General features: G+C 43.5%; 16 protein-coding genes. 11 read left to right on the top strand and 5 right to left on the bottom strand.

Annotated features, from left to right (window positions below):
• Window positions 1-939: a DMT family transporter gene (locus FN782_RS11105; RefSeq protein ID WP_185956243.1), complete on the bottom strand. Its 939-nt coding sequence runs from the start codon at window positions 937-939 to the stop codon at window positions 1-3.
• Between the two features lie 119 nt (window positions 940-1,058).
• On the opposite strand from FN782_RS11105, the gene FN782_RS11100 reads away from it, so the two are divergent.
• Window positions 1,059-2,678: an ABC-F family ATP-binding cassette domain-containing protein gene (locus tag FN782_RS11100; protein WP_142505877.1), complete on the top strand. Its 1,620-nt coding sequence runs from the start codon at window positions 1,059-1,061 to the stop codon at window positions 2,676-2,678.
• Window positions 2,679-2,735: 57 nt separating this feature from the next.
• Here FN782_RS11100 and FN782_RS11095 read toward each other — a convergent pair whose 3' ends face one another.
• Both FN782_RS11095 and FN782_RS11090 read right to left on the bottom strand, forming a co-directional pair.
• Window positions 2,736-3,077, bottom strand: a complete 342-nt coding sequence (locus FN782_RS11095; RefSeq protein ID WP_142505876.1) for an IDEAL domain-containing protein — start codon at window positions 3,075-3,077, stop codon at window positions 2,736-2,738.
• Window positions 3,078-3,353: 276 nt separating this feature from the next.
• Window positions 3,354-4,550, bottom strand: coding sequence for a LuxR C-terminal-related transcriptional regulator (locus tag FN782_RS11090; protein WP_185956242.1), 1,197 nt, complete (start codon window positions 4,548-4,550; stop codon window positions 3,354-3,356).
• 471 nt (window positions 4,551-5,021) lie between these two features.
• On the opposite strand from FN782_RS11090, the gene FN782_RS11085 reads away from it, so the two are divergent.
• From FN782_RS11085 to FN782_RS11050, 8 genes are all read left to right on the top strand, one after another.
• A complete protein-coding gene (locus tag FN782_RS11085) occupies window positions 5,022-5,564 on the top strand; it encodes a DUF6230 family protein (protein WP_185956241.1) in 543 nt (180 codons plus the stop codon).
• A 19-nt stretch (window positions 5,565-5,583) separates the two neighbouring features.
• Complete coding sequence (locus FN782_RS11080; RefSeq protein ID WP_142505873.1) at window positions 5,584-6,021, top strand: DUF6114 domain-containing protein; 438 nt, start codon at window positions 5,584-5,586, stop codon at window positions 6,019-6,021.
• Window positions 6,022-6,489: 468 nt separating this feature from the next.
• Entirely contained in the window at window positions 6,490-7,458 is a 969-nt protein-coding gene (locus FN782_RS11075) for an HPr family phosphocarrier protein (RefSeq protein ID WP_221930179.1), read from the top strand.
• Window positions 7,459-7,837: 379 nt separating this feature from the next.
• Window positions 7,838-9,088 (top strand): O-antigen ligase family protein, encoded by a 1,251-nt coding sequence (locus FN782_RS11070; protein WP_142505871.1) that lies wholly within the window; start codon window positions 7,838-7,840, stop codon window positions 9,086-9,088.
• A gap of 138 nt (window positions 9,089-9,226) precedes the next feature.
• Window positions 9,227-9,958 (top strand): ABC transporter ATP-binding protein, encoded by a 732-nt coding sequence (locus FN782_RS11065; RefSeq protein ID WP_142505870.1) that lies wholly within the window; start codon window positions 9,227-9,229, stop codon window positions 9,956-9,958.
• 2 nt (window positions 9,959-9,960) lie between these two features.
• Window positions 9,961-11,622, top strand: coding sequence for a putative ABC transporter permease subunit (locus tag FN782_RS11060; protein ID WP_142505869.1), 1,662 nt, complete (start codon window positions 9,961-9,963; stop codon window positions 11,620-11,622).
• A gap of 244 nt (window positions 11,623-11,866) precedes the next feature.
• Window positions 11,867-12,487: a 3D domain-containing protein gene (locus tag FN782_RS11055; protein ID WP_142505868.1), complete on the top strand. Its 621-nt coding sequence runs from the start codon at window positions 11,867-11,869 to the stop codon at window positions 12,485-12,487.
• A 61-nt stretch (window positions 12,488-12,548) separates the two neighbouring features.
• Entirely contained in the window at window positions 12,549-13,451 is a 903-nt protein-coding gene (locus FN782_RS11050; protein ID WP_142505867.1) for a DNA-3-methyladenine glycosylase family protein, read from the top strand.
• A gap of 6 nt (window positions 13,452-13,457) precedes the next feature.
• On the opposite strand, the gene FN782_RS11045 is transcribed toward FN782_RS11050, so the two are convergent.
• Window positions 13,458-13,679: a hypothetical protein gene (locus FN782_RS11045; RefSeq protein ID WP_142505866.1), complete on the bottom strand. Its 222-nt coding sequence runs from the start codon at window positions 13,677-13,679 to the stop codon at window positions 13,458-13,460.
• A 215-nt stretch (window positions 13,680-13,894) separates the two neighbouring features.
• Between FN782_RS11045 and FN782_RS16880 the strand changes: the two genes are divergently transcribed.
• Complete coding sequence (locus FN782_RS16880; RefSeq protein ID WP_185956239.1) at window positions 13,895-14,041, top strand: hypothetical protein; 147 nt, start codon at window positions 13,895-13,897, stop codon at window positions 14,039-14,041.
• 74 nt (window positions 14,042-14,115) lie between these two features.
• Here FN782_RS16880 and FN782_RS11040 read toward each other — a convergent pair whose 3' ends face one another.
• Entirely contained in the window at window positions 14,116-15,135 is a 1,020-nt protein-coding gene (locus tag FN782_RS11040; RefSeq protein ID WP_185956238.1) for a mechanosensitive ion channel family protein, read from the bottom strand.
• Window positions 15,136-15,515: 380 nt separating this feature from the next.
• Here FN782_RS11040 and FN782_RS11035 point away from each other — a divergent pair, with 380 nt between their 5' ends.
• Window positions 15,516-16,910, top strand: a complete 1,395-nt coding sequence (locus tag FN782_RS11035; protein WP_142505864.1) for a WD40 repeat domain-containing protein — start codon at window positions 15,516-15,518, stop codon at window positions 16,908-16,910.
• The last annotated feature ends 29 nt before the right edge of the window (window positions 16,911-16,939 follow it).

The raw sequence follows: 16,939 nt of genomic DNA, 5'->3' as shown, positions 1-16,939 counted from the left end.
TCATTGAACCTGACGTTTCTGTTTTTTCAGAGATGGATGCAGGTTTTTTTCTTGTGCCAAAAATCCCATCCCCGTTAGGACTGCGAAAATCCCGATCCCGTGGACCCATGTGATCGTTTCTTTCAGGAAGAAGGCGGAAAACAGAACAGCGCTGACAGGCATCAGAGCAGTTAACATTCCGGCTGAACTGGCGGGAATCCGGGAAATACCCGCATACATAAGCAGAAATCCCACAACGGTAACGATCACACCGTTGTAAAGAATGAGAGTCCATCCTCCCCAAGTAACCTCTGCCCAATCAAAGGTGCGAAGTTCCCATAAGGCTCCCGGTAGGAATAAGAGAACACCATAAACGCTTACCATGGTGGAAACATATAATGGAGAGACGCGACCGGTCGCCTTTTTTCCCAGTGTAATAAAAAGTCCCTCACTGAATACAGCAGCCAAAACGAGCAGATTGCCCAGACCGGGGTGGGGCGCTTGTCCGGCAGTTCCTGCTTCAGCTCCAGGAATCTGGATGACTCCTGTTCCAAGGATGACAAAAAGAATGCCGGTGATCTTTAAAAGACCAAGTCGCTCTTTTAGCAAAAGGAATGAGAGAATCCCTACTGCTGCCGGGGTGACACTGGTGAGAATACCGCTTTCTACACCAGTGGTCCACGATACACCGTACATCAACAGTATATTAAACAGAAAGGTTCCGGAAAAAGACAGGATGAATAAAAGCGGTTGATGGGGACGGTTTTCAGTAAAGCAAACTCCGCCTTCCTTGAGAACTAGCATCGGAAGAAATATAATGGATGCAATCAAAAAACGGAATTCATTGGCTAAAAAAGGAGGGATTTGCTCCATGGTCATTTTGCTGGCAGTTACCAGACTGCCAACGATCATCATGGATAATCCCATCTGAACATAGGATATCCCATGTGTTCGAAACAAAGAGGCTTCCTCCTTCCCTTTATATATAAAGTAAATAGAAGAGGGGTGTCCTTCTATTCTCTCTTTGGTCTCCATGTTACAATAGGTGGGAGTTTACAGATTAAAGGACGGATGATTTTATGATCACGGTGCAAGGTGTCAGCCTGCAATATGGTGGGCGAAAGCTGTTTGAAGATGTGAACATCAAATTTACACCAGGGAACTGTTATGGTCTGATTGGGGCTAATGGTGCAGGGAAATCCACTTTTTTGAAAATATTGTCCGGGGAAGTTGAACCCAACAAAGGGGATGTTTCCATTACCCCTGGACAACGATTGGCTGTTCTGAAACAGGATCACTTCCAATATGAGGAAAACCAAGTGTTAGAGACAGTGATTATGGGTCATGAACGATTATATGAAATTATGAAGGAAAAGGATAGCCTCTATGCCAAACCGGACTTCTCGGACGAAGATGGGGTTCGGGCAGCGGAATTGGAAGCCGAATTCGCGGAATTGAATGGCTGGGAGGCGGAGTCAGAGGCAGCCCAGCTTTTGTCTGGACTTGGGATCACCGAGGATATTCACAATAAGAAAATGAAAGATATTGATGGAAATGACAAAGTGAAGGTTCTCTTGGCTCAGGCATTATTTGGGCAACCGGATATATTGCTTCTGGATGAGCCGACCAACCATTTGGATATTCAGGCGATTCGGTGGTTGGAAGATTTCCTTCTTCATTTTGATAATACCGTGATTGTGGTCTCCCATGATCGACATTTTTTGAATACCGTCTGTACGCATATGGCAGATATTGATTTTGGTGAGATTCGGCTATATGTTGGAAATTATGATTTTTGGTATGAATCCAGTCAGTTGGCTCAGCAGATGGCCAAAGAAAAAAATAAAAAGATAGAAGAGAAGCGGAAGCAACTGGAAACCTTTATTGCCCGTTTTAGTGCGCACAAAGCGAAAGCGCGTCAGGCAACTTCCCGGAAGAAGATGCTGGAGAAACTTACCCTGGAGGATCTCAAGCCATCCTCCCGCAGATATCCGTTTATTAAGTTTGAGCCGGAACGGGAAGCGGGGAATGACCTGTTGCGGGTAGAGGGTCTTACCAAGAAAGTGGAAGGGCAGCATGTGCTAAATCAAGTTAGCTTTACCATCAACAAAGGGGATAAGGTAGCCTTTGTCGGACCGGATCATTTGGCAAAAACAACGCTTTTCCAGACTCTCGCAGGAGAGTTGGAACCGGATGCCGGTGAGTACCAGTGGGGAATTACCACTACCCAGGCGTATTTTCCGAAGGATTATAACGCCTATTTTGATGGTGTGGAACACAATTTGGTGGATTGGTTGCGTCAGTATTCCGCGGATCAATCCGAAACATTTATACGGGGATTTCTTGGGCGAATGCTTTTTTCCGGAGAAGAAGTGATGAAAAAGGCACATGTATTGTCGGGTGGTGAGAAGGTACGCTGTATGTTGGCCAAGATGATGCTTTCTGGTGCTAATGTTCTGATTATGGATGACCCGACCAATCATTTGGATATGGAGGCAATTACAGCTTTGAACAAGGGTTTAGAAGAGTTTCCGGGAACCATCCTGTTTACCTCACACGATCATCAATTGGTTCAGTCTGTGGCAAACCGGATTATTGAGATGACCCCGAAAGGTCTGGTGGATAAGATGATCACATATGATGAGTATCTGGAAGATGAAGGCTTGCAGGAAAAAGTACGAAAAATGTATGAAGCATAAGCAATAGGCAAGTGAAAGAACAATCGGCGAACCTCCAAGGTTTCGCCGATTGTTCTTTTAAGATGCTGATTTATTGTTTTTTTCTGTTTGAATTCGCTTCAGGATATGGGTTAGTTCCATAAACCACTTTTTGTCCCTCGAAGAAAGAGCGAGATCGATACAGTTCAGGATCTGTCCTTCGTGATCCAAAGGTTCGGTATATAGTGGTTGGATGCGATCAACGGTACTGTCTGAAACTTTTCCGATGTTCAACTGATTATCCGATTGAATAATCCGAACTTTTACGGTTCCCTCAACGGGATGAATGGACTCAATATATCCATGAAATAGCTCATCATTTATTGTTTTACCTTTTACCCAGTCTCCGTCCTGCATATTAAAGTGAAGCAAGGTTGTCATGGTTTTCACCGCCTTTGGAATGGATGTCGGCTGATTGGACCGAACTGGAAGCCAGTGTCAGGGGTGAAGGATAAGCATAACGTTTCTAGAAATGATAACGGTTGTATTTCCCTTCGTCAAGAAAAGTGTGGTGAGTAGTTTCTGGAAATTCGGCCTTCTATTATGAATATTCCCGTTTTAGTCAAAGATATAACCTCAAAATAAGATCATTGAATACATTTGCGAGAAACTGCATAGCTTGCAGCTTTTGTCGGAATGCATATCTAATACACTCGGCTACTGAATCACTCCGATTCTCATTCCTTTAGCAACAGCTTCAGGACGGTTTTTAGCATTCAACTTTTTCAGGACTGCCTGAGCATATTCTGCTACAGTATGTTCACTGATATAAAGCAGTTCTCCAATATCCTTTGTGGAATATCCATAAGAAATCATCTGTAAGATTTCCTGTTCCCTGTGTGTAAGAGATTGGAATGAAGGGCTTTCCTTTGCAGCAGGGGAATGTTCGTATAATTTTACTCTGAGAGCCATACATACCCTTGATACTAAGCTTTCCACCAACTGAATGATTTCGACATCGGGTTCAAAGTGGTCTCCGTTCTGGTCCAATAAAAGGAATCCAATCGGTTGTTTGTTTTGTCCGTGTAAAGGTGTGACCAAGAGGGATGTCAACTGAAACTGCTTTACATATTGAAGAGGGAAAAAAACTTTTGCATCTCTCATATATACAGGACGGGTTTTATGGATAGCTGATAACAATCCTGGAATGTTTGACTCCTGAGCCCGAACCCGACGAACCTGAGTAAGATCTACCTGGTACGAATAGATTCCTTCCACAATTCGGGTGACAGAGGAATACCAGAACAGGGCTCCTCGCTGAAAGTCAGCAACCTGGGCAATGAAACGGACAGAGTCAGTCAGAAGTTCCTCCAAGGAGCGGGATGTTAACAATAATTCATCCAGTCGAAGGACGATTTTTTGTAGAGAGGCAAAGGATTCCTTTTTGGATGTTTTGTTGGTGTGTGGGTTTGTGGATGGATATTTTTTGCAATCATTAGATTTTTCATGAAAAAAATCAAGGGTGAGGGTTATGATAAGAGAATGAAGCCAACGATAGCAGGTTTGGATGTTGGGAATCTTGCTCTCCAAAAGCAATCCCATAAGAATTTCCTCGAACATTCCCAGTGAAAGCACCATATGGGCGTTGTTCAATAAGGGTTTTTGCCGTCGGATAAACTGGACAAATTTCCGTTGAAACTGGTCGTAATCAGAAGGGATTAAATTCATATTACGTATCAGAAGTTGAAATAGTTCATAAAATGATTGTTTTTCCTCTTCCGAGATCTGTAAGGTGGAGAGTTTAACTTTCCAGCTCGCCAACCCCTCTCGATACCCTTGATGAATCACGTCCATAAGTTGCTGCAATTCGGATCGTGAGATGCAGGGAGCGGATAGGAAAACAGGAAGTCGCATCCCAGACAATTCCTTTCTTTGTAAATCATCCAGTTGATCCTGATACATGTCAGGATCTATGAGGGAATCGAAGAACCATGCGGTTCGTATCCGTTATCTAATAATTATACAATAAATAGTGAATATAATGAATAAAAGTTTATGCAAAAAGAGAAACAATTGTCTTTGAACTGCTGATAACCGATCTTGCAGTGAGAAAGGGAGACGGAAAGCTCCAATGCACTCTTTTTTTCCATTTATCTCATCCCCCTATACATAGGGAAATTCATTCCTTTATTTTCAGGGTTGTTGACAAATCAGAATGATTATACAATTCGAAACAACCAATAAAAGGCAATTTCGATTTCATGGGGTTGCATATAGGCAGTTTACAAAATATTTCCCATGAATTGAAAGCGTTATCACTGGGTGATAGGCCAAGGTCTTTGGTTGGTTCGAAGAAGACAAAAATAATGGAATGAGGTGGTTTGGTTGAATTATCGTGGAAAATTGTTTTGGTCCAGTATCACGATTTCAATGGCTGTATTGATGTTTTTCCTGTCCGCTTTTTATATGGGTGGAGTGGCGTTGGCGGTTCCCATTGCCGGTGTTGGAGGGTTTAATATCGAGGCCGATCGGATTATGATTACAGACTTTCGCTTATTGCCCACTGTGGGGGAAACAAGTGAAAAAAAAGCAATTCCTCAAGCGAATGCTCAAATGAACGCAAAAATCAAGGGACTGAAACTGTATAAGGATTTAAATGTGCCAGGTCAAGGAAAAGTCCGCGTGATGGTAACCTCATCAGGAGAAGTCAAATCCAATGGAATGGTGCTGGATATGACTCGGCTGATCGGTGATCACTCATTTAAAAAATTAACGATTAAGGAGAACTATTCGCACGATGTCCGTAAGAAATTTGAGATGAAGTCCCCGCATCTGGTTCTGAAGAATCCAAAAATACGGGCGCACTATCTGTATAACAACAGCATTACACTTCCTGGAATGAAATTGGATCTGCACTATCTGAAATAAAGAGGAAAGGAGGATTTGTATGGGGGAAGCTCAGGCATTGGGTGACAGAACCATTGAAAACCAAAGCGACTCACTGCAACATAAAAGAAAATCAAAGCGACCCAAAGCAGGATTGATTTTGTTGACCCTTGCCGGATTCATTACACTGTATATCCCGTTGCACTTGTACTGGCTGGCCTTTGTTCCGGGAAACTTTGCCTTTACGGGAGTCCTGTTTGGTGGTCTCCAGCTGGCTTGCGGTGTTATCGGGTGGTTTTTTCCAAAATATGTTCGATTACTGGGTATTTTCGGGGTGTTGATCTCCATTCTTTCCTTGATAGGAGCTTTGGGAGGGATGTTGGTCGGAATGTTGTTGGGGATGGTGGGAGGTTGTCTCTGTTTTGCCTGGGATGAAAAAAAGGATTCCAATAAAGGAGAAAAAGATAGGGAGAAGTTGAAAGAGAAAGTGGCCGTTTGAGACTCCACACGCCTAAAGGCATTGGATTTTTGGGTAGTTAGCGCCCTCAGTCCATTTCTTGTTTCGGACAACTCCCAAATCAGCCCGTCCCATGCAGTTCTACGGCTAGTTCGCATGTACCCGCATGGGCAACGTATCTGTTACCAGTACGCTGGTTCCTTTCACTCACTCTTATGGTTTTACCCAGCGGGAGAGACGCGTTCGCCGCTGGAACCCCATACCATAACGTTTTCAGGGAACAATCCGCTACGAGTGGGATGAGCACCGCTCATACGTTCGATTGTCCTGCGACGGGGTTGCTCTTGCTCCCCCTCTAAAAGGGGGGCAAGAGCAACGCCATCTTTCATCCCACAGTTTGAATCGTGGGATGAAAGACAGCAGTTCTGTAAAGATATAAAAAACTAAAGAGAAGATGTAGTTGGTATGGTTCTGACCGGCGGTCAGGATGAATGAAACGAGGGAATGCTTTTGAACAAGGGAAGGATCTTCCAGGTTGTATTCTTGATATTGTGTCTTCTTTTTGCTTCTTTTCCATCGGCATCTGCGATTCAATCCCATAAAGTATCGGAGGCCCTGGTAATTCGTGCAGATCGAATTGAATCCAAGGGATTAGGGTTGGGATTGGGTCCTGGAAATCATGGTTTGGTGATAAAACTTAATATTCAAAAAGCTGTGGTTTCCGGTATGAACATGGGTGGTTCCTATGTGAATGGACAGAGCCGATGGAATGTAAATGTAAAGGATTCAGAAGTGGTGACCATTCATGGTTTATCCCTAGATGTCAGTGCGATTGGATTCAAAATGAAGCCGGATGGCATTCATCAACTGAATGCGCCTTTGCAAGTGGATTCCCTGCTGCCTACCATTGTTCTTCATGATGTCTATCTTCGAGTGGAACATATGAAAGCCAGGGATGCCAATATGTCTTCTCTTGCACTGGACACCACAAAAGACGTATCCTTGGAACGGCCAAAAGATGGGATCTTTATTGATCTTCGCAGCATTTCCACCAAGAACAAAGAAGAGATGAAGCATAAGATCAACCAGATGCTTTCTGGAGAAATGGAAAAGGACAAAAAAGATAACACTTCTCAAGAAAAGGAAGGAGTCAATGATCCTGGAAAGGCTCCTCCCCCAGACGGGGAAGACCCTTCGGATTCTGAAGAGGGTTTAAAGGAACCGGACCATAATGATGGTTCCAAAGAAGAAAAAATCACCCTGAAACGATATTTTACGGCTTTGGAAATTGTGAAGACGGCAAAAAGGTATCAATCAACTATCGTACTCAAGCAAGAAGAAAAGGAATTTAATGCGAAGGAATGGGGGAAAGTGGTTTTAATGAAGCGATTTCCCGGAACCGTTACAGAGGTTGTCGCCAAAGGATCAGACGCAAAGAAAGCCGTTCAGGGTATGGTTCAGTTTCTGACAGAAAAGTAGAGTAGAGACTGACAGAAATGAAGCAGGCGAATCACCGTCTGCTTTTTTGTTTGGATAACAATAAACGACAGGTATATTATACAAAAAATGTATATAACAGTAAGATCAAAGGAATGCCGTTATGTTAGATGGAAGTAAATAATTGATCAACCTTCCTATGATTACGAATAAGATGTCCTAGCTTTGACCCCCTTTGGTTTAAAATGATAAAGTGGCGTGAGAGATTTATTCATCAGCAAAAAGATGTATCCAATCCAAGAGGTTTAATTCGTCCATTGGCATAAGTTAAGATCCTTCTTATGTTATAGATCTTGTTCTTTTGTTATTGGATGGATATAATGCTATAGTATCGTAATTTCTGGTAAAGGGAGTCTTTTAGTTGGGTACTGACTCACGAAAAGATAAAATCAATAAGCGATGGATGCAATTATTATATATCATGATTTTGCTTTCCCCGATTTTTCCTGTGGTTGTTTTATTGTTAATCGGTGTGGGAGTCCTGTTATTCCACAGGGGGAAGTGGCATGTATTCGGATGGCCGGAACGAATATTCCTTGGGTTTGTTTTTTGGTCGTTAATCAGTTGGTTCTTTAACCCCTATCTGTTATTTGGATGGTTGCCGGTTGGTTTTGTTCCCATCTTTTTTTTCGGTCTGTATTATTTGCTTTCTGTCTGGGTAAAGGAGATTCTTCGTTGGGATTGGCGGGAATTTCAGAACCTTTACCTGATGTTCTGGTTTTTTGGGCTGTATGTTGCGATTGTTACGATATTTCAGCGTGTGGATTGGATTCCCACAGAGAAGTCCACTCTTTTTTATTTGTTGGGCTTTTATCCGATGCAACAGGCTGAATCCGTACGAAGCATTGGAACAGCATCCAATTCCAACTTGGCTGCGGCGATGTTGATCTGTCTGTCGCTTCTCAGCATCTATGCTTCGTCTGTACTGAAAACACGATTGATGAAATCAGGGGCGCTTCTTTCATTTGTTGTATTTTGCGGAGCCATATGGTGCACCGGTTCCAGAGGAGCCTGGGTAGGCTTGGTGATCGGCCTGTTGATTCAGGTGTGGATGACTGGAAATCGTACACGTGCCGTGTTGCTGTTTTTGGGACTGGTTACTTTGGGGATGGTTATTTATACCAATAAAACCTTGATTCCCCGTGAAGAAACACTTTTTGCCACTGCGGAAGTCCGGATCTTTGTGTGGCAAAACAGTTTTCAGTTGTTTATGGAAAATTGGCTGACAGGCGTGTTACCGCTCCATTTCAGTTATCTCTTTGATCAGATGACGGGAAAATATTTGTTTCATGCTCACAATATTCTTTTGGGAATTGCTGTGGAATATGGAATCGTTGGATTGACTTTGCTTCTCAGTCTAATCGTGGTAACCACACACCGCGCCCGGCGTTGGAGAAAAACAGCAAATACCAAAGAAGAGAAACGATTGGCAGGGTCACTGATCTCGATTGTTTTTGCCCTTTTGGGTCATGGAATGTATGATTATCCGATCATTGCTCCACAGATTGGGCTGATCTTTATGTTGGCCGTCATCATTATTCATCAGCAATATGAAAAACGGTGTCTTCATCGACCGGACTGGTGTTCGGACAGGAAGAAAAGCGAATATTGACTCTTACTTTGTGGACCGATGGGTCCATATTTTTTCTTCTTTGTGATTGACGATTGAGAATTGGATCTTTTCAAACTACAATGGAATGAGGAATATTTTTAAAAAATAAGTCTATAGGATTGGAAGTGCAACACTCGAATGATTTGGATTGGGAATGTCAGTAAACGTTACGCAAAAACAGGTCCTCTGGCAGTAGATGGTCTTCAGTTAACGGTTCCAAAGGGTGAGATTTTTGGATTTCTAGGGCCCAATGGAGCGGGAAAAACGACGACGATCAAAATGATTACAGGTATATTGAAGCCGGATGAAGGAGATATCGAGGTGGATGGTGTCTCCATTTCCAGAAATCCAATAGAAGCCAAAAAAAGGATTGGATATGTACCGGACGGTGCTGATCCGTTTTCCCGCTTGACTGGAATGGAGTATTTAACGTTCATGGCGGATGTATACCGGGTTTCCAGAGATGAGCGTAATAAGAGAATTCCGGAATTAGCGGAGCGATTTGAAATGCAAGATGTTCTCGGAGATTTGATTTCCAGCTATTCCCGTGGTATGAAGCAAAAGATCAGCGTGATTGCGGCTTTGATCCACTCTCCCCCTGTCTGGATTCTGGATGAACCCATGGTTGGATTGGACCCGAAATCCTCCTCCATTCTCAAGGATGAGATGCGAAGGTATAGTGAAAACGGGAAGACGGTTTTCTTTTCCACCCATGTTCTTGAAGTGGCAGAGAGATTGTGTGATCGCTTGGCCGTTTTGAAGGAAGGACGGTTGGTAGCTGAAGGAAAATTGGAGGAATTGCGACAAGGCACCGGTGGTCAAATGAACGATGAACAAACATTGGAGAATCTGTTTTTGGAGTTGACATAAATATGGGAGTTTGGCGTGCTTTGTTGTGGTTGGCATTCAAAAGTCAATTCCGTTTGTCACTTATGAAGCATCGATATTTTGTCAAGAAAGAACGTCAATGGGAACTTGCCATTTATATTTTCTTACTGATCGCTTTGGTGCCCGTTTCTTTGTTTATTGTTGTATTTTATCAGGGATTATATCTGGGGTTTAAGTGGACCGGTCAACCGGAAGCCATACTATGGTTGGCGGCCGGAGTCGGTCAGCTGGCTGTTCTTCTGTTTGGCTTTTTTCATGTAACGGGTCGACTTTACTTTGCGGAGGACAGTGAAGGACTGTTATCCCTTCCCGTTACTCCGAGTCAGGTTTTTGCTTCCCGGATGTTTGGGATTTGGGCAGCAGAGATGCCTTTATTTCTTCTGTTAACACTGCCTGGCTTTCTCGTTTATGGATGGTTGGAAGGTGTGGGAATCGATTTTTATATCAAGTTGGTTCCAATTATGATGATTCTGCCGGTAGTCCCCCTTGGAGTGACCGCAGTATTGGTGATGTTGTTTATGCGAGTCACCAACTTCCGGCGATACCGGGAAATGATACATGCTCTGGGACCTTTTATTCTCATCATGACTATGTTTGGATTTCAGATAGTCATGAATGGTGGCATTTTGGAGCATATGGATGAAGAGTCGACTGCAGCTTGGTTAAAAGACTCCAGTAGTATACTGGAAATGTTAAAAAATGCGTTCCCCTTTGCAATCTGGGCGACGGATATGATCACAACGTCCTTTATAGATGGAATCATGTCTTGGGTTCTTTTCCTTGTGGGGAGTCTTTTGGCTGCAATTTTTGCAGCAACGCTTGCTAAATGGCTGTACTATCCGGGTTTGGTCAGCAATGATCGACAATATGGGAAACGGGGAAAAGCGCTTTTAAAGAAAATCAGAGAACCGCATTCACCGTTAAGGGCCCTGTTTGGGAAGGAATGGCGATTGCTGATTCGAACTCCCGCTTTTGCCATGCAAGTAGTTTTGGGAGTGATGATTCCTCCGATGGCCATACTGTTGCCCATGTGGGTCAAAGGAGAGTGGAAGCAGAATCTGGCGGAGTTGCAGGCGCTGCCCTTTTTTCATGACCTGTTGATCTGGTCTGGGGTGGGAGCGGTTGTTTTTCTCACCGGGATGAATGGCGTATTCTTATCTTCTGTGTCCCGCGAGGGAAAGCTTTTTTCCTACTCCAAGACGCTTCCGGTATCAGCGGGAGTCCAAGTGTTGGCAAAGTGGCTCCTGGCACTGGCATTTACCGGATTGATCACTGTTATGATCGGAACCTTGCAGTTTTTCATGGGAGCTGGAGGCGATGTTCTGTTTTGGACATTTCTGCTTGGTTTGACTGCAGGGGCCCTTACAACGGGAATAGGAATCGGTCTGGATCTTTTGTTTCCACGATTGGATTGGAATACCCCACAGGAAGTGTTTCGTGGAGGAGGTAAAGGTCTGTGGATGATGTTGGTCCAGAGCTTGTTGGGAGTGGTGTTTGGAGGTATTGTTTGGCTGTTAAAAATGACAGGCCTTCCCGAACTTCTGCTGAATAGCCTCATTTTGATATTGCTGTTGGGAGCCGATTACGGTATTTTTCAGGGAGTCAAGCGGTTAGCAGAGAGAAGATATCCGGATATTGAAATGTAGAATTCTTCCTAGATTTTGCCCATAACTCAATTATCTCCGATTACTTCTCATTCATTCCATAGCGATAGACAGCGTATCTGTTACCAGTACGCTGTTTTTGCTTTGAAAGGCTTCCTGACCGTAAGCATCCTGCTACGTTTAAGGGCAATGTATGGGAGTATAATTTTCACCGGTTTCGACCATGATGATATTAGATGAAATCTAGCAAAATGAATCAATCTATTAATAATTGAGGTGAAAATCATTGGCTGTTAACCGGTGGTTGATCATTGCTCTCAGTATAGCGGGATTGGGATATGTGATGATATGGGGAAACGATGGAGCAGAATGGTCTGAAAAGGCGGAAGCAGGAGCTCAGTACAAGACGATATCTGTCGCAAAAGGAGATACGGTTTATGCAATCTCTCAAAAATATGGGGTGGATGTACAAAAGATTACCGAGATCAACAACCTTGCTGATCCTTCCTTGATTCGGGTAGGACAAACATTGCGCGTCCCGGTTCAAGGAGAGAAAAAGAAGAAACAGACAAATGCAATGCCGGCCATCAATCGTGGGAAGTCCATCGGAAAATTTACTTTGACGGCTTATACATCGGGTCCGGAGTCTACAGGTAAGACACCAGACCATCCTGCATTTGGTGTTACTTCCAGTGGAGCCGAAGCGGTTGAGGGATATACAATAGCAGTCGATCCTGATGTGATACCGATCGGCTCGCTGGTGTATATTGAAGGGATTGGTTACCGTGTCGCACAGGACACAGGCAGTGCCATCCAAGGAAAACGGATTGATCTTTATATGAAAGACGTAAATGAAGCACGCCAATTTGGTGTGAAAAGAGGAATTCAAGTGGAACTGATTGATTGATCTGGTTTGGTTTCCAGATGCTTCCCTTTAACATGAATGGTATAATCAGGAGGATACATATGTGAAGGGGAGTTCAAATATGGTGGAATGGCACTTTTCACCTAAAGAGCCGTATTCTTTTGAAGCGACCATTCGGCGTTTGGTTCGTTTTGATAAAATGCTATATCGATATCGAAATGGTTTGCTGTATCGAACCTTGTGGCTAAAGGACCGACCTGTTACGATCTGTTTGGAATGGGAGGCCGGACAGATCCGAGTCCAAGCGGAGGAATCATTAAGTGAACAGGAGTGTGAGATCCTAAAGGGAACGATTCGAAGAATGTTCTCCCTGGATGTAGAATTGCAACCTTTTTATGACTGCATGAAAAAAGAGCCTGACTTGGCTCCCATTATTGAATCCAGGAGAGGGTTGCATCTTGTTTTGGACCCCACCCTGTATGAGTGTTTAATTAAAACGATTATCAGCCAACAACTAAATCTCTCTTTTGCAGGAAAACTTGTCCACCGTCTGGTGAAGTTTGCTGGAGACAGTCTGGTTTTTCAAGGGGAAGAACTTCCCGTTTTTCCTGCTCCCGATCAGGTGGCCCGGCTGAATGTTGAAGATTTGCAAAAACTTTCTTTTAATCGCAGAAAAGCGGAATATGTGATCGACCTGTCCAGGGATATTGTAGAAGGAAAGCTGGATCTGGATTCATTGAAGCAGTTGCCAAACGAAGAAGTGATAGAACGGTTGGTTGCTCTAAGAGGGGTTGGACGCTGGACGGTGGAGTGTATTCTTTTGTTTGGCATGGGGCGTACCAATTTGTTACCTGCTGCGGATATAGGGCTTAGAAACGCCTTGAAGAAAGTGTATGGACTGAACCACCAACCAACTGAAGCGGAGGTTCGTCAGTGGGGAGAGAGATGGTCTCCTTGGCGAAGTTATGTTACCTTTTATCTCTGGGACTATCTCAGTAACGGTTGATCCAACTTAAGCCTTTTCCAACTCCTTTTTATACAAATGGAGAAGGTTTCGTGCCTTTTGGGCTTTTTGCCGTGGAACCAGGAGTTGGTAAGCGACCAGACCTTTTTTGGATTCAACCTTCAGTTCGCTGTATATATTGTTTCGTTCCAAACAGCTCTTCAAGGCATAAACGACACGCGGTGTTCCATATGACTGATGAATAACGGTCATCTTCTGTCTGAATAACATCTTCTCACCTCAACTCTTCTGTTCTCATACCCCGCTGAAGGGGTGCTCCATCTGAAAACTTTGCAAGCAGATTGGAATCATTCAAGTCAAATGAAAATGAACTCATACTATACTATGAAAAAAAGTGAATGTACGTTCCTTATTACAGATTCTTTACATTCATGTTACAACAAAAACAAAGTGAAGAAAACAGTGGATGATAAGGAGTGAAAATGATGGCGAAAAAAACGAAAAAAAAGCAAAACAAATCAGTGGATCATACTGAAGCCCTGAAATCTGATCTGAAGCGTGTGGCCCTGTGGGGAGGGATCTCCCTCGGAATAACCACGGCTTTAGCTGTGTTTTTCCGCAGCGTTACTTAAGTAGCAGTTTTTAAGAAATGCTTTGCATGGAAACAGGAGGATACAGAAACGACGAAGGCTGAGGGAATAATCCCTCAGCCTTCGTCGTTTCCATCCTGCGGTTCTCCTTTAAGTTTATGTGATTCTGTATGGTTGTTCGGTTTGATGCGGTTTTCAGAGGATAATGAAGCGATGTCCTGTAGGTTTTGGGGAGTCATAAGCACTTGACGAGGGTAGGCGATTTCAATTCCGTTTTTATTAAAGGTATGGATGATCATTTTACGCATTTCCCGCTCCACCATCCAGTATTCATCCGGTGTGACCACTCCCATAATGGTGTATTCTACTCCATCCTGTTGGATATCGGTGACACCAAAGATACTGAAAGGCTCGATCAAATAGGGAGCCAGTTTTTGGCTGAGATCAGAGTTGATCTGTTGTAACGTTTGCTGAACCAAGTCCTGATCTGTCTCATAAGGAACAGTAACAGAGATGACAGGACGCATCCGATCGCGATTATAGTTTGTAACACGCGAAATTTCCCCATTGGAAATATAATGCACCCGCTGACTGAATTCTCGGATCTTCGTTACACGCAGCCCAATCTCTTCCACTGTACCTTCAATGTTGCCGTTAATTTGAACATAGTCTCCCACTTCCATCTGGTTGTCGAAGAGGATGAAAAAGCCGGAGATTACGTCCTTAACCAAGCTTTGGGCACCGAAGCCAATTGCCAGCCCAACAATCCCCGCTCCGGCTAGGATGGATGTAACGGGAATATTCAGCTTTTCCATGATGGCGATGACTGAAATAAAATAGATCGCATAACGAGCGGTTGACTTGATCAGGCGGCTGAGAGTGGTACTTTTCTTTTGTTGAATCTGACTGATATTCAATAGCCGATCAATGAACCGGTCCAGATAACGAAGAGAAATATAGGTGAGAAAAACAATCAATAAGATATGGGATAAAGGAATAAGGATATCGTCTACAAAGGGTCCCCAAAGGCCGGAAGGGTCCTCAATAATCTCTTCAGTAAAACTTTGAAAACCATCCATATTGAACAACGACGTGAAAGCTGTTCCCAACCATGTAAATGTTGTGGGAAGCGTCATGTGCTCACCTCCGATATTGTGATCCAAAAACATATAGAAAACCCTGATGATCATTATAGCATGATTTATTAGCCATCGTTTCATTCTTCATTTTGTCTTATGGAAATCATATAAAGATTCTCTTACAACCTACTTCTCTTTTTGGTAAACTGAATCACAAGGAGTATTTTACCGTGGAGGAAAAAAGGGGAATTTAAATTACTGATTCAGTTGTCTTTCAACGAAAGCGGGGGTTGATTTCTGATGAGCCCTCTTTTCCGACTGCCTGACAGAGAGGCAACGGATGAAGAGGGACATCGCCCTCCGCCCACTCTTCAATGGAGTGACTGGGCAATGGCATAGAAAATCACCGGATGTTGGCGTTAAGGGGCGTAGAGTAGATGAACCATGTTCCGAAAGAGGATGATGGTCTCCACAAAGCTATACAAGCTTTCAAGCTGTCCAGGTACCTGAAAGAGTCCAGATTCGGTTTTTTTTTACTCCTCTTTTCTCTGTTGGGGACGTTGATCGGGATCGGTTGGCTGGTAAGCAGGGAACCCACCCCTGTCTATGTCCTGAAAGAAGCGACTTTTCAAAAGGTGGTTCCCTATTTTTTCAAGGAGGATCGATTTTATTTCTGGGGGCAGAAAGACAAGGAAAGTGGTTATTATATTTTTGATTTGAAAAGCGAAAAACTGATCAAGGAAGATTGGACCCATAAGTATGGAGACAGCAAAGGTGTTTATCGAGTGGGAAAGAAGTTTAAGGTCCGAATCAATGATAAAAAATCTGAGCGGTCGTTGATGCTGGAAGGGCATCAAACTAGGAAAAAGATCTCTGGTTCTCTTCCTCTATTAAAAAAACCTGTTTCTGTTTCGCCGGCAGGAAATTTCTTTGTTTATGCTGAACAGGCTGAATCGGGTCTGAATTTGCACTTATATATCGTTGAAGCTGAAAAGGATATTCTTTTAAACAAAGAAGTGGAACCGTCAAAAGTTTCTGGTGAACAGTGGGTACAATGGTCAGCTGAGGGTGAATATTTCCTGATTGATCATACCCTGTATCGTTCAAAGGATGGAAAACCAGTCAAAAAGCTGGATGGACATGCTGCGGTGTGGGCACCTGATGGAGCACGACTGGTTTATGTGGAAAGCCCGAAGAAGCAGGTGGATGATAGAAAAGATTCCAAAGAACGCCCTTTTATTCTGGGAACCCGGTTGATGATTCTCGATATGGAGAGCGGGAAATTGCAGCGCCTGTATGAGACAGAGGCAGAGCAGTGGATTGTAGGAAAGGCTGTATGGGATCCGTCCGGTCGCTATGTCTCTTTTCCCACAGGTAAGAAAATCAATGAAGAGACCTATTTTGAAAAAGTCCATGTCACGGATGGGAAAATGTTTCATTATACGGAAAACGAGCAAAACCTCATGCCCACCCGCCTTAATCACCTTACCCTGAGTCCAAATGGTGATTATCTCAGCTACGCCGTCAATGGCATTCTTAAGTTAATCGATCTGAGAACCCAGGAATCGAAAGTGTATGATGTATATCATCAGGTGCAGAGTGATCCTGATTATGTCCGGTTTGACCCAAAAGGTGTATGGCTGGTGCAAAACCGCGAGATCTTGTTTGTGGCTGATAATATGGAAGAAAAACGAGTATATCAAACAGACAAACAGGTACTTGGATTTAATCTTTCCAGCCAGCGGAAAAAATTATTGGTTCGTGAAGAATCAAAGGAAGGACAAATATTGAGACTGGTTGATCTGAAAAAGAGTCAGGATGTCACCAGTTGATACCATGTCACCGATCTATTGGACAACAC

Origin of the sequence: Melghirimyces algeriensis (genome assembly GCF_900182565.1) — a bacterium.
GTDB classification, from domain to species: Bacteria; Bacillota; Bacilli; order Thermoactinomycetales; family DSM-45169; genus Melghirimyces; species Melghirimyces algeriensis.
The sequence above is the reverse complement of the archived record's forward strand: the minus strand, read 5'-3'. Positions and strand labels throughout refer to the sequence as shown.